The organism is Microcella sp. (assembly GCF_025808395.1).
Lineage (GTDB): Bacteria > Actinomycetota > Actinomycetes > Actinomycetales > Microbacteriaceae > Microcella.
In genome coordinates this window covers 1,228,921-1,250,136 of record NZ_CP075524.1, presented here as the reverse complement: position 1 = coordinate 1,250,136, position 21,216 = coordinate 1,228,921, and the positions used below count along the sequence as shown (strand labels likewise).

The window sequence follows — 21,216 nt, the reverse complement described above, 5'->3', positions numbered from 1 at the left end:
CGCCTAGCCCAGCCCGCATCCCGCCCTCCCCGCGCACGGCCATGTTTCGCCGCGCGCGCTTCACCCCGCTCGTGCGAGTGTGGGGCTCTTGCTGGGCGCAGGTATCGGTCGCTGCTCGGCGTCGATGTCGGGTGGCGGAACTACGTGCAGTGCGCCGTCGATTCGGGTGAGCTGCCACTGGTTGTTGTGCAGCAGCAGGTGGTGATGTCGGCAGAGCAGCACGGCGTTGCTGACGTCGGTCGCTCCGCCTTCGCTCCAGGGAATGATGTGGTGCGCCTCCGCCCATGAGGGTGGTCGTTCGCACCCGGGAAACCGGCATCCGCCGTCTCGTGCGGCGAGGGCGATGCGCTGGCGTCGGGTGAACAGCCGAGTCTGGCGGCCGAGTGCGAGCACGTTGCCGGAGTCGTCAATCACGATCGGGACGACCCCGGACGCGCAAGCGTGCGACGCGGCCGTGGCGACACTCACCGGCTCGCTCTGCCCTTCGAATCGCGCCAGGCCATGGCCTGAGCGAAGGTCGCGCTCGGCCACGATGACCTGCACGGCAGGCGCGCGCACGCCGATCACCGCGCTCGGGGCGACGGCGCCACCGAGTCGGATGAGTTCGACGACGGCGTCGAGTGCGAGTTGGTCGGTGGTGCGGCTGTCGTGCAGCATCCGTTCGGCACGGTCTCGCTCGCCAGCATCGACGAAGCGCGGGCCGCCGCGACGGGGCGAGGTGGCGGCGTCGACGGCGTCGCGCACAAGGGCTGCAGACGCAGGGTCGAGGAGGGCGTTGAGGCGCGTCATGCCGTCGTCTTGGCGGCTGAGCCGCAGAAAGCGCCGGGCCCGCAAGGTCTGCTCGCGCTCGGCGATGCGTGACGGCTCGGCCTCGAGGTCGAGCAGCGCTCGAGCCTGCCGGGCCCGCACCGCGAGCTGCTCGATCGTGAGCACTGACGCTTCGGCGACGAGGGCAGTCGCGGCCTCAGCGAGCTGCGCGACCGTGATGAGGTCATCGGGCCGCCCCAACCCTCGACCGATCACGTCGGCAGCCTCGACGCTGAGCAGAGACGTGCTCACTGCGTCGACCACGTCGCGCAACCACGGCGAGGCGCTGGCCGACGTGCCAGCACTGCTCGGGTCGCCACCAGCCGACTCAGAATCTGCATCACCACCGCCGGCCGCACCCGACGCAGCACGACCGGCCATCATCGACCCCACGCGCACGAGGGCGGCGGCGTCGCGGCCGCTGGTTCCGGTGAGGCGTTGCACGAGGTTCTCAGGCGTGCGACTGCCCAGCCGCTGCGCGAGCCCCGAGTGGCCGAGCTCGTAGTGAGAGCGCCGCGCGATGTCATCGGCGAGCAGCGCGAGGTTCGCATCGGTTCGCCGCCGCAACTCGGCCAGCTCTGACTGCAACGCCATGAGCGCGTCATCGCTCAAGCTCTCGATCGACTCACGCGCGAGCAACTCGAGTGCCGGCACCGAGAACGCCGCGCGCTGGTCTGACCCGACTGCGCCCTCGACGGCACACTGAACGCCCTCACGGGGAGTCGTCAGTGTGTTCGAAGAAGGCATGCTGCAATTCTCTCGCACACTAGAACGCATGTACATATGTTGAGCAGAACTCGTGGATAAGAACTCGAGCCCGCGCCCTGTGGAGGAGTCGCGCCGGCCAGGGCGAGCCGCGAGGACGCACACACGCACCCCGCAACAACGCACCCCCGACCCGCGATCACCCACGCACCCAAGCCGCCACACCCAGCACCCGCGCACGACCCCCCGCGAGCATCCCGAGCCTGCAAGAATCTACGACCATGACGCCCACCCTCACCCGCTTCCTGATGTTGGTCGCGTTCATCGCACTGCCGCTCGTGGGTGTGCTGCTGCTCGGCTGGGATTGGCGCGAGATCGTGCTGCTCTATTGGCTCGAGAATGTGAGCCTCGGCATCGCGATGTTCATCAAGCTGCTGCGCTCGGCGAAAGCCCCCGGCGGCGATGACCCGAGCGTCGTGAAGGGCCTCTCGATCAATGGGCAGCCCGTCTATGGTCCGGGCGCGGGCGTGAAGCTCGCGGGCTTCTTCGTCATGCACTACGGCGGGTTCACGTTCGTGCACGGCATCTTCGTGCTGCTGCTGGTGGGCGGCGTGATGCTGCCGCCCGGCCTCGCCCCTGAGTCTGCGTTTCTGTGGTGGGGCGCCCTGCTCGTGTGGATCATCGGCGGCACCGTGCAAGTGCTCGCCGCCCGCCTGGGCCCGATGCCGCAGCTGCGCGGCACCATGCTCATGTTCAGCGCCTACCCGCGCATCATCGTGCTGCACGTCGGCATCATTCTGGGCATTATTCTCATCGTCGAACTGCAGTGGGGGCCGGCTGCGGCGGTTCTGTTGATAGCGCTGCACGCGGTGGTCGATGTGGTGGGGTGGATGATCTCCGCCGCCATCGCGCGCCACCGAAGCCGCGCGGCGCAGCCTGCAGAGCCGCGCCCCTGAGGTCGACGCGCGGCGCGGGCGCAGCATCCACTCGCCCGTAGGATTGACCCCATGGCGCGCGCAGATCTCATGGACTTCGACCAGGCTCTCGAACTTTTCGAGCCCGTGCTCGGCTTCGAGGTGCACGTCGAGCTCAGCACGAAGACGAAGATGTTCTCAGACGCGCCGAACCCGGCCCTCGCCGCGAACGACATCACTGACCCGAACACGGCGATCACGCCCGTGTGCCTCGGCCTGCCGGGCAGCCTGCCGGTGGTCAACGAGCAGGCCGTGCAGTTCGCCATCTCTCTGGGCCTCGCGCTCGGCTGCGAGATCGCGCCGAGCAGCACCTTCAGCCGCAAGAACTACTTCTACCCCGACCTGGCGAAGAACTACCAGATCAGCCAGTACGACGAGCCGATCGCGTTCGAGGGCAGCCTCGAGATCGAGCTGGAAGACGGCAGCCTCGTGCAGGTTCTGATCGAGCGCGCCCACATGGAAGAGGATGCCGGCAAGCTCACGCACGTCGGCGGGTCGACGGGCCGCATCCAGGGTGCTGAATACAGCCTCGTCGACTACAACCGCGCCGGGGTTCCGCTCGTCGAGATCGTGACGAAGCCGATCTACGGCGCCGAGCACCGCGCCCCCGAGCTCGCGAAGGCCTATGTGTCGACCATCCGCGACATCGTGCGCGCCCTCGGCATCAGCGAGGCCCGCATGGAGCGTGGCAACCTGCGCTGCGACGCGAACGTCTCGCTACGCCCCCGCGGCCAGAAAGAGCTCGGCACGCGCACCGAGACGAAGAACGTCAACTCGTTCCGGTCGGTCGAGCGGGCGGTGCGCTACGAGATCCAGCGCCAGGCCGCGATTCTCGCCAAGGGCGGCACGATTCAGCAAGAGACCCGCCACTGGCACGAAGACACCGGCACCACCTCACCCGGGCGGGTCAAGAGCGACGCCGACGACTACCGCTACTTTCCCGAGCCCGACCTGCTGCCGGTGGTCCCGTCGCCGGCGCTCATCGAGCAGTTGCGGGATGCCCTCCCGGAGGCCCCGGCCGCCCGCCGACGCCGCCTGAAAGAACAGTGGGGCTTCACCGACCTCGAGTTCCGCGACGTGGTGAACTCGGGGCTGCTCGTCGAGATCGCCGACACGGTCGCCGCCGGAGCCGCCCCCCAGCAGGCCCGCAAGTGGTGGACGGGCGAGATCGCCCGCATCGCGAATGCTCAGGATGCTGAGCCGCAGTCGCTCATTTCGTCAGTTGACGTTGCCGCTGTGGTGGAGCTCGTCGAGTCAGGTGCCCTCAACGATCGCCTCGCTCGCCAGGTGGTCGAGGGTGTCATCGCGGGGGAGGGCACGCCGGCCGAGGTCGTGGCATCCCGAGGCCTCGAGGTCGTCTCTGACGACGGTGCCCTCATCGCCGCGGTCGATGCGGCGCTCGCGCAGCAGCCCGACGTGCTCGAGAAGATCCGCGATGGCAAGGTGCAGGCCGCCGGAGCCGTGATCGGCGCCGTCATGAAGTCAATGGGCGGCAAGGCCGATGCGGCGCGCGTGCGCGAGTTGGTGCTGGAGCGGGCGCAGTCGTAGCGACGGTTTGACGTCGAGTCTCGAACTCGCACGTAGCGGGTCGACAGTTGAGTGCGAGCTGCGACGGTTCTCGTTTTGTGGGCGCCCGCGAGAGTCCTGGCCGAGCCGCTTGGGTGCCTAAGCGATGGCCACCTAGCATGTGTATTGACAGTGCTTCCAGCACTGCTACGCCAGGCGACGAACGACCTACAGGATGGTGGGCCATTGGGTGGCCAAGGTGAACTGTTTGAATTGACGCAAGACCGCGAGCGTGTGACCTTCGATCGCTACTCAAGCTTGACGAGACAGATGAGCCTTCTGCCTGGCCTAGGTCCAACACTGTCGACTCGTCTGAAAGCTGCAGGGTTCACCGATATCCGAGAGTTGGTGGCGGACGCGGATGTCTTGCCGCGCGGAGTGCGCCACCTCGCCGTCGATAGAGCGCGCGATTTATTGGAGAAGCTCGAAAGCGCGGACGTCAAGGGTCTATGTGAGCTTGTACCGAAGTCCGATCACTGGAGAGTCGCGGCAGCCTTGCCGCATCGATCTCTGTTTCTGGATATCGAAACTACGGGGCTAAGTCATGCGTACCACGAGGTCACGCTGGTCGGCACGCTCGCGAATGGTCAGTTTCGAGTTGCTGTGGGGCCTTTGGGGGCCAAGCAATTGGCGGAACTGGCTGAGCGTTTCGTCGAGTATCCGCTTCTTGTGACCTTTAACGGTATCCGATTCGACGCTCGCTTCTTACGAGCGAATTATCCGTCACTGCCCGTGCCCCATGGGCACGCAGACTTAATGTATCTGGCCCGTAGAGTGGGACTGGCGGGGCGGCTGAAGGATCTAGAGCGAACTCTCAGCATCGGCCGCGATTCCGGCGACCTCCCAGACCTGACAGGCAGCGACGCACCTGCACTTTGGTACCGATACATCAGGGGCGATGCGGATTCTCTAGAACGGTTGGTGCACTACAACTTCCAGGACGTCGCAAACCTCGCCCAAGTTCTCGATGTGCTTGCAGGAAAGTTGCTTGGGCATGATCTTCGTCAAGAACCGCGACCCAGCTATTCCGCATGGCGCTCGGGGCCAGATGGACGATCGACTTTTGCTACATTGCCTGCTGTCTCGGGGGCGCCGAGAGTGACGCTGCCCCAACTTGAACTCAAGGAACCTTATGTAGTTGTGGGTATTGACCTAACCGGTAGTGAGTCTCGTCCATCAGGCTGGGCAATGCTGAAAGGTGCATCAGCAACCACCGCACGTGTCGCCTCGGATGAGGAACTGATCCTGCGAACCTTGGGCGCGCGACCCGATCTCGTCTCGATAGACGCGCCTCTTTCTCTGCCCGCAGGCCGCACGGGCGTGCTTGACTCGGATCCAGAGAGATCAAGAGGCATCGTACGGGTGGCAGAACGAGTCTTGTGGTCGCGAGGTGTCTCCGCCTATCCGGCACTCATCAAGAGCATGCAGCAGCTTACGGCGAGGGGAATTGCTCTCGCGTCGACCTTGAGACGGCAAGGCGTGCCCGTGATCGAAAGCTACCCTGGCGCATTGCAGGACATTCTGGGAATGCCTCGCAAGGGCGTCTCCTTGGAGGAACTCAAGTGGTCTCTCTCGGCCTACGGCCTGAATGGAGGCGATTGGCAGGCGTCGGCCGTCACCCACGACGAAGTCGATGCGATGTCGAGCGCGATAGCTGGACAGTTCTTCCTCGCCGGAAGGTTCGAGGCGATTGGGTCGCGCGAGGAGAACTTCATGATTATCCCGAGCATGGTCAAGCGCGATTCGTCAGTCGAGCTCGTCGTGGGCGTGAGTGGCCGCACTGCAGCCGGTAAGTCAACGGTGGCTCAGATGCTGGAAAGCGCTGGTTTCTTGACGATCAGCATGAGCGCGGTCGTGCGTTCGATGATGCTCACGGCTTCAGAGCCGATCGACCGCAGCCGATTACAAGAGGCAGGGGAACGTATTCGCTCAGATGGAAGACAGAGAGAACTCTCGTTGGAGACCTCACGCGTAGTGATGCGGCACAAGCGAGCTGTGATCGACGGAGTGCGATTCTTGGAGGATTTCGCAACTTTCAAGGAGGAGTTCGGTCTGCGCTACCTTCACATACACGTTGAGGCGGACCATTTGGTCCGACGTCGGAGGTTCCTCGATAGAATCGGCGAGCGTGGCCAAACTCGACTTTCGCAGAGCTTCGAGCGCGCAAACGCGAGCAGCACAGAATCCGAGGCGAACCTGTTGGAACAGGTTGCTCACGTGGTTCTGTCGAATAACGGAACCCTTGAAGACTTGAGAAGAAGCGTCTTGGGTGTCGTGGGGAAGAGGGTGACCGAATGCCAGTGAGCATCATTGTTGGAGCGCAGTACGGGAGTGAAGGCAAAGGCAAGGTCGCTTTCGCGTGGGCTCGAAACACCGGCGCGCGTGTTGCAGTCCGAGTCGGCGGACCTAACAGCGGACACACAGTCGTCCAGGGTGGCGTTCCCACCGTGCTCCGGCAACTGCCGACACCCTCCCTGCTCGAAGGACGCTTGAGCATCTTGACCCCCGGTAGCTACATCAACGTTGATGTCCTGCTTAACGAGATCGGACTGGTAGGCGCAAACCCATCGAATCTAGTAATCGATCCAAGAGCCGTGATCGTCACGCAGGACCACATTGCGACCGAACGATCTCAACACCTAGGCGAAAGGATTGGGAGCACGTGTTCCGGAGTGGGGGCGGCCGTGGCGGAGCGAGTACGTCGCCAAGGCAAGACGCTCCGTGCGCGGGACACGCCCGCGCTCCAACCTTTTTTGGGTGACACGCTCCCTCTATTGCGGGGCTTGGCCAACAGGGAACGAGTCGTGGTCGAAGGGACTCAGGGGTTCGGCCTCTCCCTGTTGCACGGCCTTGAAGGCGATTACGCGACCAGTCGGGACACGACTGCAGCGGGTTTCCTCTCCGAGGTTGGCCTCAGTCCACTCGACGTCGACGAAGTAGTTCTAGTGGCGCGCGCATTTCCGATTCGCGTAGCGGGCAACAGCGGAACGCTTAGTCATGAGATTGACTGGTCTGACGTCGGTGCAAGAGCCGGACGAGAAGTCACCGCCGAGAGAACCACAGTCACAAATCGGGTGCGGCGTGTCGGCGAGTTCGACTCTTCACTTGTCAAGCGGGCTATCGATGCAAACCGTCCCAGTCACATCGTGCTGAACCATCTCGACTACGTGGCCGACATGCAGAGCGTAGACGGAATCGCGGCCGCCAGAGCTTTTCTTAGCAACGCGGAAAGGGAAATTGGTCAGACGATCGACTACGTAGGCATAGATCGTGAATCACTAGAGACACGCAGTTCAATATTGTCACGGTGAAGTTGGTCTTTCTCGAGGCGGACTAAGGCTCAGGTTTGATTTCGCTCGACGCCTCATCCTCAGCATCTGTAATCTCAAGCCGCAGATCTTCTACTGTGTCTTGCAGAATCAAGATTGTCTGAGTTAACTCCTCGATTCGCGCCTCCTGCTTGTTTGACCTGGAGGTAATCTCTGCGATCAGGGGTGCGATTACCGTGGCGGTAAGCAGGATTATGGCTATCACACTTCCCAAAGTCAGCAGTCGCGTCTGCTTCTGAGCCTTCTTGGCAGTCTTCTCCGCTTGCCGCGATCGCCTATCGGTGCGAGCCACACTAGAAGAAGGCACGTCCAGGTGCTCGGTGGCTTCATTCACATAGTCGACGACGTCCCGTCTGGGCCTCCAAGGGAATGGTGGGTACGCGCCAGCTCGATGGAAATCGCCGTTCGGTCGCGTTTCCCACTGTCGATTGGGGCTGAGCTTGGTGAACTCAACCCAAACAACGTCCTCACCGCCATGAAATTCATAGTCATTTTGCGTCAAGTTGTGTATCGGCAATGACAGGCGACCGACGAAGCCAGGATCGATAAGCGGTCCAGTTCCGACAAGCAAACCCTTGTAAATGTGGTTGATCTTCAGGTTGTGCCGCATGCCGATGTAGTCAGGCAACCTTAGAACTGGTTCTGTCGTCACGTAGGTGATGCTGTTGCGACGAATGTTTAGTGGCTCCCCCCTATCAATCACGCCTCTGCGCACCTTGCCTTTTTCGTCAACCGCGACCCAGCTACCAAGGAGTGGGATGGCATAGCTAGCTGTCTTCAACTTGTTCGGGTCGAAGGGTGAGATCATGCCGGTCGCCGCTACATAGTCGGCGATGTCTGCTGCGTTCAGGAGCGCTGGCGGGATCTCGGGGAATGGATCTCGATCTCTCGTTCGCTCGAATCGTTGAGCTGCACCCGAATGTTCGTCATATGGATCAGAATTGGCATAGTCCAAAGCTCGATTGGCGACCCGAGCCTCTTCACGGCGCATCTCGCGCGTCCGGGCCTCGGGCGGCGGCTGTATCGAACGCACGCGCGGGTTCCGGTTTCTCAAGAATCGTGGAATCCTACTCACCTCCTCAATCTAGTGCGGGCCGGACGGCTTGTCCTATCCGAACCCCAATGAGTTATGTGGGCACCCACGCCGTGGACCTTGTGAGCAATCGGGCGTGAGGAACGAACTGGTGACAGGTTCGGTTTAGGCCGCGAGGGCTCGCGACTCGGTTAGCTTCTCTTCGAACTCGATCGGGGTCAACCCTCCGAGAGTGTCCTGGGCGCGTTGCCGGTGATACTTCCGTTCGATCCAGATGACGATCGCGAGGCGCAGCTCTTGCCTCGTCGCCCATCGTTGCTGGTTGAGGACGTTAGTTTGCAGCAGCGACCAGAAGCTCTCCATCGCGGCGTTGTCTCCGGCGGCGCCGACGCCGCCCATCGAGCCGACCATGTCGTGACGGCGCAACTCCCTTGCCATCGCTCGACTGCGAAATTGACTGCCCCTGTCGGCATGCAGGATGCAGCCCGCGACGTCCCCGCGGCGGGCGACGGCGTTGCGGAGAGCGTCGACGGCAAGCTTCGCCGTCATTCGCTCGCTGATGGAGTAGCCGACAATCTTGTTCGAGAAGACATCCTTGATTGCGCAGCAATAGAGCTTGCCCTCGGTCGTCGTCCGGTGCTCGGTGATGTCGGTCAACCAAAGACGGTTCGGCGCGTCTGCGCGGAATACGCGTTGCACGTGATCGTCGAATACCGGCGGGCCAACCTTCTTGCCTTTTCCGCGCCTGCGTCGCTGGGCCGACTAGAGGATCCCGGCCTGGGAACACAACTTCCACGCCGTCCGCCGGCTCATCCGCCAGCCCGCCCTGCGGGCCTCGTCAGCGAGATATCGATAGCCGAATGTCGGGTCTTCAGCTTGGGCGTCGTGGAGGGCATTGATCCGATACGCGCGCAACAGGTCCGCATCGCGAACGGGATCCTTCCGCCACCGGTAATAGGGCTGGCGGGCGAGCTTCAAGACCCGGCACGACACCGTCACGGGGATCCCCGCTTCGGCGAGCTCAGCAACGAGCGGGTAGATCATTTTGGGGAGCCACCGAGTTTCAGATTCGCCTGCGACAGATACGCCGCAGCCTTCCGCAGAACCTCGTTCTCCTGCTCGAGGAGACGGTTCCGGCGACGCAACTCTCGCACCTCGCTTGCCTCGTCGGCCGTTTGACCGGGGCGGTTGCCTTCTTCAATGTCGGCTTGGCGCAACCAGTTCTGCAACGTCGCTTCGCTGATACCGAAATCAGTGGCGATCTGTTTGAGCGTGACGCCGCTCTCGCGGCGTCGGGCGACCGCGACGACATCCTCGCGGAACTCTCTGGGATAGGGACTGGGCATGATGACATCCTCCCCGTCAGCGCCACCCGGCACTAACGATCAGTTGTCACCGATTCCTTCCTCACGCCCGAACTTATTCCTTGGGAACCTCGTGTACAACTGCCGCCACGCGACGCGGTGGCTCGACCAGTTCCGCTTGCCTCCCTAGTTCGGTAGCCAGTTCGGCAGGCGTGAGGCGTTCCGCTTTGGCCGGCGGGCGAGCCCAATCTGTAGATTCTGGATTGAACCAGGCCACCAAGAGAACACCGTGGGTTAGCTCACGAGAGACTAGGTACCGGGCAAGAAGCTGTTCATCGATTGCGGTAAACACCTCGTCGTTCCAGCTCCCCTTGACTTCAATCAAGACCGCATATCCCTCGGATCCAGGACCCGTTGCGGCCACCTGAATGTCAGCGCGATCCCCGATTGATCCTCGAGGTTTTCCGCTGACCTGGACTTCGCGATCGATAAACGCACCAGCAAGGCGGGAATGGAGCTCGTGTGCGTACCAGTCTGAGATATCCGACTCCGACCGTGGGCGGTTGCCGGCCCAGAGATATCGACCAAGCCGGCGTGGTGGCCCGAGGTCCTCGCAGATACTCGTCAGCGTTTCGATGACGCTGTGGAGCAACTCATCAGGGTTTCTGGCGATCAGCCCCTTCTGGCCCTCAACAAGGATGCTTTGTAGGACGTGAGGTTCGGTGCCCGGCCATCCATTGGACTTCAAGGCCTCGGCTGCCCTGTGAAGCTCCCAAGGATCGATCATGCTTGGCTCGTCTTGTGACAACCGCAGCACGGCTGCGTAGGACTCCGTCGTTCCTATCGCCAAGACCGCTTCGAGGAGCTGGCGTCTAAGTGATGCAACGTCGTGCCGCGGGGTGACGGTGTAGGCCCCGGGACCTTGAGCAGGATCATCCGTTGGTGGAAAGGTGAGGAACACCGCGCGGTAGAGGGCAATCATCTGGCTGACGTTTCCCAATAAGCGCCGTTCAAAGCGCTCGCCTTGTGCGATCCCCCGGAGCAGCTCCGCCGAGAGCTCCGGCCTCGCCTCGATGACCTCAAGCAACTTGGTTGTTCCGTCTCTTGAGTCGCGTGAGAGATAAGCGGAAAGCGCGGCGCTGACGTCCTCTGCAGGTGCGGTTCGAAGTAGGTTGTCGGCGAATTCAGACTGGGGCCTTGCTGTCACCAACGCGCTCACGACTTCTGTTCGTTCATGACCCGACAGCGCATCGAGTACTCGGATCAACTCGTCGGCTATCCGGGAATCGGGAAGCCGCGCAACCTCCCTCAAGCCAACCGGCTTGCTCGGATCAGAGACTGTCAAGTCCACGAAGACTCGCACGCGCGCAAGGAATGCTTCGGGAACGCGTTTGAGTAGTGATGCGAGTAGCAATTCTTTGGTTTCACTATCCCGGGGTCCATTCACGAAATGGACTGGAAACCGAATGACCGAATCAACCAGCGAGCCCCACCCGGCGTCTGTGACCTCGTCTAGGACAGACCATTTGCCGACGAACGCCACGTACAGAATCTGGTAGGCCGCGTGGTGAATGCGAGAATGGCTGCCCTGATCCTCGTGCGGTGGCAACACCTCGAGCGAAACATGTCTAAGGAAATGCTCTGCCAGCTTGCGCAGACGTACCTTGTCTAGAAGGGGGAGTTCTTCGTAGAAGTCGAATTCTGTGTAGTTCTCACCGGACATGTCTCGAAAGCGTCCTGACTGTACGTCCGCCGTTAGCACGAAGTACGGAAGCCAAAACCTACGGAGATCGTTTGAGGCTTCAGAAAGCTCCATTCGCAGACGGTCAATCATGTCCATCTTCGCCGGAGGTTGCTCGGGTCTAGCGCCAGCTCGACGACGACGCGCTGACCAGGTTTCTACTCGTTTGGCTGAGTTCGCGCCTTCAAGTCTTGCTTGTAGAGACTGACCGAGTGCGGTCCCTGCGAATCTCTCTAGGGCATCACGATGTTCGGCCAAAGTAGGGTCGAAAACGCGAGTCGCTATATCAGCAAACTCGGGAGAATCGCCCGTTGCCAGAACCATCAGAAGAGCGAAGTCCAACTCGTTCACGAGGTTCACGCCGTCTTCCACGAGGCCCAGCAGATCGTACCAGTCAACGCCAGAGTCGAAACCCAGTTGAATTGACTTGAGCACAATCGACTGACGATTCTCTGGTGCTAGACGCTTCAGGCCGAGTTCTACTGGCTTTTCTGCATCCTGCATTGCCAAGAGCATCAGCGCAGTCTCGTCTTCATCGAACTCAAGAGCGGCCGGCTGTTCGAGCCGCTCTAAGGCGTCCGACAGAATCCGCTGGGACCAAGAGCGTCTATGTGATCCGCGATTTCTCGAGGGCGCATCCCGAAGCGTCATCGCCGCAGCCCAGCGCGAGATTTCGAGGAGATCCTGTGGGCTGGAACGGTCGACCATTTCAAACAAGAAGTGCTTGTACCTGCCAAACATATTTTCGCGAGGCGGCACAAGTAGACACAGCAGGTCGCTGGTGCTGAGAACAATTGGCCAGCATGCACTTAATGCAGCGCCAAGTGTGCCTTCTCCCACCTGGAGGGAGTCATGAAGGAGCCCTTCCGCGATGACTGCAAGGGAATCGCGAGCTTCGAGAGCCACGAGCGCATCAATGGCAAGTTGTCTCACATGACCGTCAACCTCGGGGTCTTTGGCAAGCGCCAGCGCATCAGGAGCTAGGGCGCGTTCTGGGTTGTCCGCAAGAATTCTGAGTGCGATGGAGCGCTGCGCGTCCGAACCATGAGTTAGTGCCGCGCGGACGAGATCGCACAGTGAGGGGCAGTCAAGTCCGCTGAAGGAGGTGCCGTACGGGGCTGAATACTCCCAGCGAAGCGCATCTCGCAGTAGGGACTCGATCAAGACCGGCCGCAGTCGAGCAACCTCATCCTGCCCACGTGCCTGAACAAGTCGCAATGGCTCGAGCGTAGCAACCCAATCGAACCTCGGGCTCATTGTGATAAGCCAGCGGGCAATCGGGAAGAGCTCTAGTGGCAGGAGATCCGTTATGCCGGGCAAAGTCAACAACCGGCGTTCCAGACCAACATGGATTTGAAGTCTCGTCAGTTGATGTGCTGCCAGGTAGTCAAGAAGTGATCGGTGGGCGAACGCTAGCTCATTGTGGGTAACTCGAACAAGCAGTCCGCTGTCGAGCACATCCTCCATGGCGATTTGCCACTCTGACGATGTGTACTTGCCGTGCGGATCGCTCACCGGGTATCGCCCATGAAGAGCAGCCCGGCCCTCTCCAATTTCGATAGTGACCGTGCGTGATCGAGACAGAACGAGTGTCAGGGCGAGTTGACCAGCGAAGTCTCGCCGAGCTTCATCCGGCACTATCGGTCGACGTATTGCAAGCGCACGCGGTGGTTTCATGCGCTGAAGGAGGCTTGTGATCGTCGACTCGTAGAGCGTGGAACGATCCACGGCGAGAGTGCCCAACCTCTGGAAGTGTTGAATTAGCAACTCCAGCGTGAAGGGATTCGAAGCCAGCCCCTGCGCGCCCGCAATGTCCGTTTCAACCAGGAATCTCTGTGCATCGATATTGGCAGCTCTGCAAGCTACCTCTACATCAGTTCGCGCAAGCGGAGCCAGGTAGAAGACTCGCCCAGTAGCGGAATCGGGATGACTGTCGCTCGTTGGCACATCGAATAGGTGCCGTATGGAATCGTTGATTTCAGCGCTCCGGCAGGTTGCGACAACCCGGACGCCGACTCTCTGTGCACTTTCTATCAAGAGTCCAACATCCGCAACGAGCGAAGCGATAGCCGCACGCGACTCATCTAGACCGTCAAGGAACAAGACACCACCAGCGCCGGGTAAGTTGTCGAGTTCCATACGTGTGTTCAGAATGACTGCCTCAGAAGTGCCCATGAGGTTCAACTTCTTGACCGCTGTTCCCCGAGACTCCACCTGTTTGCAGAGGGTGTCCACCAAGTACGTCTTCCCTCCGCCGGGGTCACCGACAACTAAAACGAGTTGGTGATCCGAAACCACGTCCAGGGGCACGCGATAGGTGTTGGCATTCGAGTCTCGGAACTGGTGTTCACCCGGCGGCTCGCTCGTCAACACTCGTTCCAGTGAGAACATTGCTGACGTTCCTTCCCGCGTGGCTATTCCCCTCAATTGTGCCTCCGTTGCGCACGACGGGGTCGGTCACTTTGACCCCGCGAATTGAATCGACCCAACCCACAACCCATCGCGTGCGCGGGTCATGCCGACGTACAACTCTCGTCGCTCGATCTCGCGGCGTTCGAGCGCGCCCTCGTCGAGGCCCGAGGCGGCAGGGGAGAGCAGCGACCCATCGACCCGCGCCAGTAGCACCTGCTTGAACTCGAGGCCTTTGGCGCGCTTGATCGTTCCGACTTTGATCGACGGGGCGCTGAGGCCCGCATAGCTCTCGAGCTCGATCACGTCGAACCCGGCGGCGCGCAGCGCGGTGACCATGGCGAGAGCATCCCGATTCGTCGCCGTCAGCACGCCGATGTCGCCGGGGTCGATGCCTGACGCGACCAGCGAGCGCACCTGCGACACGAGCGCCACGTCGTGCGATGCCACAGACGAGAACGACGCGAGCACGGGCGACGGCCCCGTTCGCGGAACGTCGAGCGCAGCATCCGCCCGTCCCGGACCACCCTCGATGTCGACGAACTCGTCGCCCTCAACCACAGAAGAAGCGAAGGCCGCGATCTCGCGGGTGTTGCGGTAGTTGGTCGAGAGCACGACTCCGCGGCCGGCGACCGAGATGCCCGCCTCGGCGAGCGAGTAGCCGCCCGGATAGATGGTCTGCTGGCCGTCGCCGATGAGCGTCAGGCCGTCGGGGCGGTCGCCGACGATCGCGTGCAGCATGCGCAGCATCGCGCACGAGAGGTCTTGCGCCTCGTCGATGATGACGTGGTCGACACCGGTCATCGGGGTCTGGCGCAGCGAGGCTTCGGCGCGCAGCACCAGGTCTTCGAAGTCGACGAGCCCGCGCTCGCGCAGCGCCGCCTCGTAGGCCTGAAACAGCTCCCACACGGCCCGCCGCTGCTCGACCCGCAGCGGGCGACGACGACCGGCGCGCGGCAGGTCGGCGTACTGCTCGAACGTCGTCAGCCCGCGGCCCTTGATGACCTTCGCGATCTCGTCGCGCCAGTACTGGTGGTTCTGGTCGATCGCAAACAACGGCCCGCGCCGCCCAACCGTGCCCCACGCAACGTTGAACGCCTGCGTCGCCTGCCCAAGATCGAGCGACACTCGCTGCCCGCGCTCGCGCAGCACCCGCATCGCGAACGCGTGCACGCCCGTGAATTCGACGCGGTCGACCGTCTCGGGCGCGAGCCGGTGCAGCAGCGTGCCGAGCACCGCCGGCAGCGTCTTCACGAAGGTCGTCACGATGATGCGCCCCGTGGATGCTCGCGCCAGGTACGCCGCCCGATGCAGCCCGACGACCGTCTTGCCGGTGCCCGCCGCACCACGAATGCGCGCCGGGCCCGAAAAGCTGCGCCGCACGAGCTTCGCCTGCTCGGGGTGCAGAAACGCCATCCATTCCTCGATCGGGGCGGCGAGCATCCCGGCCAAAAACGTGTCGGCCACCTCGTCGACGGTCAGCAGCGCGGGCTCGTCGAGCACCGGCTCGGGAACACTCAGATCGAGCGGCGCCGGCTCGTCGCCGAGCACCGGAAAGTGCGTGTTGACGGCCCCCAGCACGACCCCGAGCTGGCGATCGGTCAGGCGCCGGCCGAACCCGTTGATGAACGCGGATGCCCTCCGCTCGCCGACCACCACCAGGCCGCCCAGGCTCGCGAGCGGCACCGGGTCCATGGCGGATCCCGCGAGCACCACGACCACGCGCACCTCACCCGGAGCGAGCCCCAGCTCGACGAGCGCCGCCTCGGTGCTCACGCCCACGTCGGCGAGCCCGGCGAGGTCGTCGGTGACGTCGGCCTGCCCGCGGAAGATGCGGCCTCCCGACACGGTCACGTCGCGCCAGCCCTTCGTGTCGACGACGAAGACGCCCCCCGGTCCGACGAGCACGTGGTCGATCTGGGCGCGGCTGCCGCGCTTGGCGCCGGGCCAGCCGCGGTCGTGCAAGAAGGTGTAGCCGCACGCGGTCAGCGGTGCGAGCGTGCCGGCCACTTGTCGCTCGGTGCGGTGGCCGATCATCCAGCGTTCGGCTTCAGCTCGCGCAAGAGCGGCCCGCTCGTCGAAGGCGTCAGCGAGCGCGACAAGGCGCGCGGCTTCGACGCCCGCCGACCTGCCCGCCTCGCTCATGCCGCCCCCCCGGCTGCGGCCCGCAGAGAAGTCGAGCCTCCCTCCAGTCTGTCGGGCGGTCGGCGCGCGCGACACCCCCTGACCGGGGGCACCTGCACGGGGCCGGCAAGGCGACGTGCACAACACGCCAACGTGCACAGAATCCCACGCGCACAGCAGGCCGACGTGCACAGCAAACGTCGATCGGTCACTCGTTGCGGCACTCCGCGCACACTGCCGCAACAACTGACCGATAGACCCGACTCGTGCACGAACTCCCAGCGCCCGCCACAGCGCCATGCTCCAGTGTCGATTCCGACCTCCCTCAATCGTCATCCCTTTGACAGGATCGACAGACGGTCCGCGAAGGGAATGAACTCATGCGCTACACCCTGCTGCTGCACTACCCCGAGATGTCGGCCGCCGACCTGGGCCCCGAGGCGCTCGCCGAGGGCATGCGCGCCTTCGACGCATACGCGAAGGCGCTCGACGCCGCTGGCGTGCTGCTGAGTGCCGAAGTGCTGCAGCCGAGCAGCGCGACCACGACGATCACTCGCGCCTCGGGAGAGCTCGTCGTGCAAGACGGCCCATTCGCCGACTCGCGCGAGCAGCTCGGCGGCACGGTCGTCATCGACGTCGCCGACCTAGACGCCGCGATTGCGTGGGGGGCCAAGTCGCCTTCTGCCGAATACGGTCACGTCGAGATTCGCCCTGGCGCCACCCGATTCGTCGACGGCGCCTGGACGACCTACGACCACCACTGATGCCCGCAGCCGACGATTCTCGCGCGGCGCTCGCCGCCGCCCGCGCCGCGCGGGAGTCGTACGGCCGCTTGCTCGCGATCGTCGCCAGTTCGACGCACGATCTTCATTTGGCTCAGGATGCTCTCGCCGACGCCCTCGAACGCGCACTGCGCGCATGGCCCGAGTCGGGGGTTCCCGACAATCCGGAAGGGTGGCTGCTCACCGTGGCTCGCAACCGCCTGCGCGACCTGCTCGGCAGTGCCGCGCGGCGCACCTCGACGCCGATCGAGGCGGCCGACCACCTGCCCGCTGCAGGGCTCGACGTCGATGCACTGATCGAGCGTGCGGAGGGCATCCCCGATAAGCGCCTCGAACTGCTCTTCGTCTGCGCCCACCCCGCGATCGATGCCTCCATTCGCACGCCGCTCATGCTGCAGGTGGTGCTCGGGCTCGACGCCGCCCGCATCGCGAAGGCATTCGACGTCGAGCCGGCGGCGATGGCGCAGCGCCTCGTGCGGGCGAAGAAGCGCATCGGCGTCACCGGCATTCCCTTCGCGGTGCCGTCGCGGGCCGACATGCCGGCCCGCCTCCCCGCCGTGCTCGAAGCGATCTACGGCGCATACGCGATCGAGTGGCTGCAGCAGGGCGAGCACTATCGCGAGTCGCTCGCCGATGAGGCGCGCTGGCTCGCCGTGCTCACTGCGGCGCTGCTCGACGACGAGCCCGAGGCGTGGGGGCTCGCCGCGCTCATCACGCTCGCGCAGTCGCGCGCTCCCGCGCGAGTCGGCGACCCCTGGCCACCGCTCGACGAGCAAGACGTATCGCTGTGGGATGCCGAACTCATCGCCGAAGGCGAAGCGCTGCTGCACCGCGCGCGCCGACTCGGCCGGCCGCTCGGGAGGTTTCAGCTCGAAGCCGCCATCCAATCGGTGCACTGCGATCGCGCCCGTAGTGGTGTGACCGACCTCGACACGCTCGACACCCTCTACCGCGGTCTGCTCGCCCTCGCGCCGACGCGCGGCGCTGTCGAAGCACACGCCGCGTTGCAAGCACGTCGCACCGGCGCGGGCGACTGACGCCGCGCGAGCATCCCGCTCTCGCGTGACCTGGTCCTGCTGCTCGCGCTCGACGCGGCAGTCGTCGTCGTGCGTCGCCGGGTGGCCTGACTCAGCTTCGCGGCACCCCGAGCAGCCTGCGCACCTGAGCCACGGTCGTAGCGCGCTCGTCTGCGCCCATGACCGCGAGCGGGTGCCGCATGAGCCCGAGGGGCAGCCCGACCGTGCCGGTGGGGTGCTCGATCGCGAGGTTGAGCGTAGGTATGCGCAGCATGCCATCCGTGATCGCGCCGGCAGCAGCATCCACGATGCTCGATGCGGCGTACGTGCGCGTCAACTCGGGGCGATCAGGATGCCCGTGCACGCGCACCCCGTCGGCGGTCACCTCGACGAGCTTCCAGCCCCACAGGCCTCGCGCTGAGGCGTCCATGCCGCTGATGACGAGAATCCGCACTCCGGTGGCGCCGAAGCCGAACGTCGGAAACAGCACGCGGTGCTCTCCAGCCGGCGGCACCTGCGCCTCGAGGGCGCGCAGGCGGCGCACCGCGAGCCCCGTCGCCACGACCACCACGACCAGCACGACGACGATGCCCGTCAAGACCGAGTAGAGCACGAGCTCGAGACTCGCCTCGCTCAACGATCTGCCGATGCGGCCGATCATCGAGACTGCGGCCCACGCGATGCCGGCCACGGCGAGCAGCCGCAACCACGGCCACCGCGGGGCGTTGATCTTCGGGTCGGCCAGGGCTGGATGCACAATCAAGCATCGCATGACGCGCAGCCGAGCCGCCCCCCGCGGCTCGGCTGCGCGAGCTCATGCCTCCGAAGCCGGCGTAGTGCTGCGCCGGTACTGCGGGCGCGCCGCCAGCCGGTGCAGCGCTATCGACGCCAGCGCGAGCGACAGCACGGCGGTGATCGCCGCGCTCGCGAGAATCGGGTGGGTGAACACTCCGAAGAGGGCCAGGCTGACGATCGCGGCGCAGGCCATGAGGCTGATGATGGCTGCGCCGGTCGCCGCGGCCGACGGTGCTGCGTGAGGTGCACTCTCTGTCTTCATGCCCTTCCTCCTGTCTGGGTGGCGCGAATCGCCGTTGCCCTTCACTGGAGAGACCACGTTCGGGCGCAACTATGACGCCGATTCAGAACATTCGTCGAACGCTCTCGGCTGGTCGCAGTACGATGACCCCATGACCGAGCGTCTGCGCCACTTCGCCCTGTCGGGCGGCGCCGCGCTCATCGTCGCCCTCGCGCTCGGGCAGCCGTCACCGCTCGCGACCGCCGCAGTGCTGGCAGCGAGCGTGCTGCTCGTCGTGGGTCTCGCACTCGTGGCACGCAACGCCGTGCGCCCGCTCGCCCACGTCGAACTCGCGGTGGGCAGTCGAGCCCGAGCGCATCGCGAGTCGCTCGCGCGCCAGGCCGAGCCTTCGCACCCCCTCACAGCCGGTCGGCCCCTGTCTCGGGCTCCCGGCGCGGCGGCCCCGGCCGCCTGACCGCGCTGCTCAGCGCGATTCGAGAACGCTCCAGACCCCGGTGATGCCGGGTCGTCGGGTGCGGCGGCCAGACGCCCCGCATCCCTTCGACCCTCTGGAGTACCGTCATGGATCTCACCACCTGGCCCCTCGTCGGCCCCCTCGTGCAGCTCGGCGCAGCCGGCCTGCACCACCTGATCGACCTGCTCGAACCGCTCGCGGGTGGCGCTGCCGCCACGCTCGCCGTCGTGCTCATCACGCTCATCGTGCGGGCACTGCTGATTCCGCTCGACGTTCGCATCGTGCGCGCTGAGGGCGCACGCCGTCGCCTCGCCCCGCATATGGCCGAGCTGCGCACGAGGTGGAAGCGCAAGCCCGACGAGCTGCAGCGCCGCACACTGCAGCTCTACCGCGACGCCGGCGTCTCGCCCGTCGCCGGCATGGGCACCATGCTCGCGCAGGCTCCGATCGTGTCGCTGCTCTACCTCGTGCTCGCGAGCCCGGCGATCGCCGGCGAGGTGAACCCGCTGCGAGCAGAGCACGTGCTCGGCGTCGGGTTCGGCGATGCGCTCGGGGCGGCAGTGCTCGGCGGCGCGGTCGGGGCATTCGTGCTCTCGGCGGTCGTCGTGCTGGCGCTCGTGATCGCGGGGCTGCTGCTGCGCCGTGCGACGCGGATGCTGCAGCATGGCATGCCCGCCCCCGAGCTGCCCGCGGCCGCTCTGCCGATGCTCGGCGTGCTGCCCTTCGTCGCGATCATTCCCGCGCTGCTCGTGCCCTTCGGCGCCGCGATCTACCTGGCCATCAGCAGTCTGTGGAGCGCGATCGAGCGGCCCGTGCTGCGCCGGAAGCTGTGGAGCGAGGGGGAGTGGCGGCCCACGCTCGCCTGATGCGCCGTGTCGCACCTGTGCGGCAGACTGACCTCGTGCGAGCATCCCCGAGCTTCGACTTCTCTGCCGAATTGTGGGAGTGGTCGTCGAAGGCGTCGTGGTTCTTCGTGACCGTGCCGGTCGACGTCAGCGACGAGATCGCCGCACGCATGGAGGGCTTCGAACGCGGCTTCGGCAGTGTGCGGGTGCGCGTGCGCATCGGGGGCAGCGAGTGGGCGACGAGCGTGTTTCCTGACTCGAAGCGGCAGGCCTACCTGCTGCCGGTGAAGAAGGCGGTGCGAGTCGCCGAGGCGATCGCGCCCGGTGACGCGGTTGTGGTGCGGCTGGCGCTGGTCGACCTGCCGTGAGCCACGTCTTTCTCTTTCGAGCCGTCAACGTCGGCGGCACGGCGAAGCTGCCGATGGCCGAGCTGCGCGCCCTCGCTGCTGAGCTCGGCGCGACCGAGATGCAGACCTACATCGCGTCGGGCAACCTCATCGCGAGCCCTCCGGGCGATCCGGTCGCGTTCGCCGAGGTGCTGCGTGCCGCCGTGCGCGATCGGTTCGGCTTCGATCGCGAGGTGCTGCATCGCACGACGGGGCAGCTGCAGGATGCCCTGCGAGAGCATCCGTTCGAGGTCGAGAACCCCGCCCACTCGTATGTGTACTTTCTCTCGGCCACGCCGGCCGCTACGGCAGTGGCGGCTGCCGACGCCGTCGAGCGCGGCGGGGACGAGTGGCGCGTGGTCGGCGACGACCTGCACGTGCGCTTCGACCGCGGCACGAGTCAGGCGACGCTGAAGACCGACCAGCTCGTGCGCACGCTGGGGGTCGTCGCCACGGCCCGCAACCTGCGCACGATCGCCGAGCTCAGCACTCGATGACCCCTCGTGATGCCGAATGTGATCCCTCACAATCGGCGCGATTGTGTCTAACGCGAGACAGCGATCGGTAAGAGCGCTCTCACCATTCGTGCCTCTCAGAACCCTGTAAAAAAGCGGAAATGAGCGTGCGCAGTCGGCGCGCAGCCCCCGTCGTTACCAAAACGTGACCTAACTTTCGTTGCGCGATTCGGGAATGTGAAGGCTAACA

16 protein-coding genes and 1 pseudogene are annotated in these 21,216 nt (G+C 64.4%); 10 read left to right on the top strand and 7 right to left on the bottom strand.

Annotated features, from left to right (window positions below; translation table 11 throughout):
- Positions 1-60: 60 nt before the first annotated feature.
- Positions 61-1,554 carry an HNH endonuclease signature motif containing protein gene (locus KIT89_RS06185; protein WP_297603746.1) on the bottom strand — a complete coding sequence of 498 codons (1,494 nt, stop codon included), beginning with the start codon at positions 1,552-1,554 and terminating at the stop codon, positions 61-63.
- A gap of 239 nt (positions 1,555-1,793) precedes the next feature.
- Here KIT89_RS06185 and KIT89_RS06180 point away from each other — a divergent pair, with 239 nt between their 5' ends.
- The 4 genes from KIT89_RS06180 to KIT89_RS06165 all read left to right on the top strand — a co-directional run bounded on the left by KIT89_RS06180 (position 1,794) and on the right by KIT89_RS06165 (position 7,363).
- Positions 1,794-2,468 (top strand): DUF6498-containing protein, encoded by a 675-nt coding sequence (locus tag KIT89_RS06180; RefSeq protein WP_297603745.1) that lies wholly within the window; start codon positions 1,794-1,796, stop codon positions 2,466-2,468.
- 51 nt (positions 2,469-2,519) lie between these two features.
- Positions 2,520-4,034, top strand: coding sequence for an Asp-tRNA(Asn)/Glu-tRNA(Gln) amidotransferase subunit GatB (gatB, locus tag KIT89_RS06175; RefSeq protein ID WP_297603744.1), 1,515 nt, complete (start codon positions 2,520-2,522; stop codon positions 4,032-4,034).
- 288 nt (positions 4,035-4,322) lie between these two features.
- On the top strand, positions 4,323-6,356 hold the full coding sequence (locus KIT89_RS06170) for a ribonuclease H-like domain-containing protein (protein WP_297603743.1): 2,034 nt from the start codon (positions 4,323-4,325) through the stop codon (positions 6,354-6,356).
- Positions 6,347-7,363: an adenylosuccinate synthetase gene (locus tag KIT89_RS06165; RefSeq protein ID WP_297603742.1), complete on the top strand. Its 1,017-nt coding sequence runs from the start codon at positions 6,347-6,349 to the stop codon at positions 7,361-7,363. Before KIT89_RS06170 ends, KIT89_RS06165 begins: the two co-directional genes overlap by 10 nt.
- 22 nt (positions 7,364-7,385) lie before the next feature.
- On the opposite strand, the gene KIT89_RS06160 is transcribed toward KIT89_RS06165, so the two are convergent.
- The 4 genes and pseudogenes from KIT89_RS06160 to KIT89_RS06145 form a co-directional block, all read right to left on the bottom strand.
- Entirely contained in the window at positions 7,386-8,372 is a 987-nt protein-coding gene (locus KIT89_RS06160) for a hypothetical protein (protein WP_297603741.1), read from the bottom strand.
- 207 nt (positions 8,373-8,579) lie between these two features.
- Positions 8,580-9,760, bottom strand: a pseudogene (locus tag KIT89_RS06155) (IS3 family transposase).
- Between the two features lie 73 nt (positions 9,761-9,833).
- Positions 9,834-13,850, bottom strand: coding sequence for a hypothetical protein (locus tag KIT89_RS06150; RefSeq protein WP_297603740.1), 4,017 nt, complete (start codon positions 13,848-13,850; stop codon positions 9,834-9,836).
- Positions 13,851-13,916: 66 nt separating this feature from the next.
- A complete protein-coding gene (locus KIT89_RS06145; RefSeq protein ID WP_297603739.1) occupies positions 13,917-16,013 on the bottom strand; it encodes a UvrD-helicase domain-containing protein in 2,097 nt (698 codons plus the stop codon).
- 359 nt (positions 16,014-16,372) lie between these two features.
- On the opposite strand from KIT89_RS06145, the gene KIT89_RS06140 reads away from it, so the two are divergent.
- Positions 16,373-16,756 (top strand): YciI family protein, encoded by a 384-nt coding sequence (locus KIT89_RS06140; RefSeq protein ID WP_297603738.1) that lies wholly within the window; start codon positions 16,373-16,375, stop codon positions 16,754-16,756.
- Positions 16,756-17,811, top strand: coding sequence for a DUF6596 domain-containing protein (locus KIT89_RS06135; protein ID WP_297603737.1), 1,056 nt, complete (start codon positions 16,756-16,758; stop codon positions 17,809-17,811). Before KIT89_RS06140 ends, KIT89_RS06135 begins: the two co-directional genes overlap by 1 nt.
- 91 nt (positions 17,812-17,902) lie before the next feature.
- Here the strand turns inward: KIT89_RS06135 and KIT89_RS06130 are convergent, their stop codons facing one another.
- Positions 17,903-18,562, bottom strand: a complete 660-nt coding sequence (locus KIT89_RS06130; RefSeq protein ID WP_297603736.1) for a hypothetical protein — start codon at positions 18,560-18,562, stop codon at positions 17,903-17,905.
- Positions 18,563-18,604: 42 nt separating this feature from the next.
- Positions 18,605-18,847 (bottom strand): hypothetical protein, encoded by a 243-nt coding sequence (locus tag KIT89_RS06125; RefSeq protein WP_297603735.1) that lies wholly within the window; start codon positions 18,845-18,847, stop codon positions 18,605-18,607.
- Between the two features lie 130 nt (positions 18,848-18,977).
- Between KIT89_RS06125 and KIT89_RS06120 the strand changes: the two genes are divergently transcribed.
- The 4 genes from KIT89_RS06120 (at position 18,978) to KIT89_RS06105 (ending at position 21,008) form a co-directional block, all read left to right on the top strand.
- Complete coding sequence (locus KIT89_RS06120; RefSeq protein ID WP_297603734.1) at positions 18,978-19,280, top strand: hypothetical protein; 303 nt, start codon at positions 18,978-18,980, stop codon at positions 19,278-19,280.
- 107 nt (positions 19,281-19,387) lie between these two features.
- A complete protein-coding gene (locus KIT89_RS06115; protein ID WP_297603733.1) occupies positions 19,388-20,146 on the top strand; it encodes a membrane protein insertase YidC in 759 nt (252 codons plus the stop codon).
- Positions 20,146-20,493: a DUF1905 domain-containing protein gene (locus tag KIT89_RS06110; RefSeq protein ID WP_297603732.1), complete on the top strand. Its 348-nt coding sequence runs from the start codon at positions 20,146-20,148 to the stop codon at positions 20,491-20,493. The genes KIT89_RS06115 and KIT89_RS06110 overlap by 1 nt, the downstream gene beginning before the upstream one ends.
- Positions 20,490-21,008 carry a DUF1697 domain-containing protein gene (locus KIT89_RS06105; protein WP_297603731.1) on the top strand — a complete coding sequence of 173 codons (519 nt, stop codon included), beginning with the start codon at positions 20,490-20,492 and terminating at the stop codon, positions 21,006-21,008. Before KIT89_RS06110 ends, KIT89_RS06105 begins: the two co-directional genes overlap by 4 nt.
- The last annotated feature ends 208 nt before the right edge of the window (positions 21,009-21,216 follow it).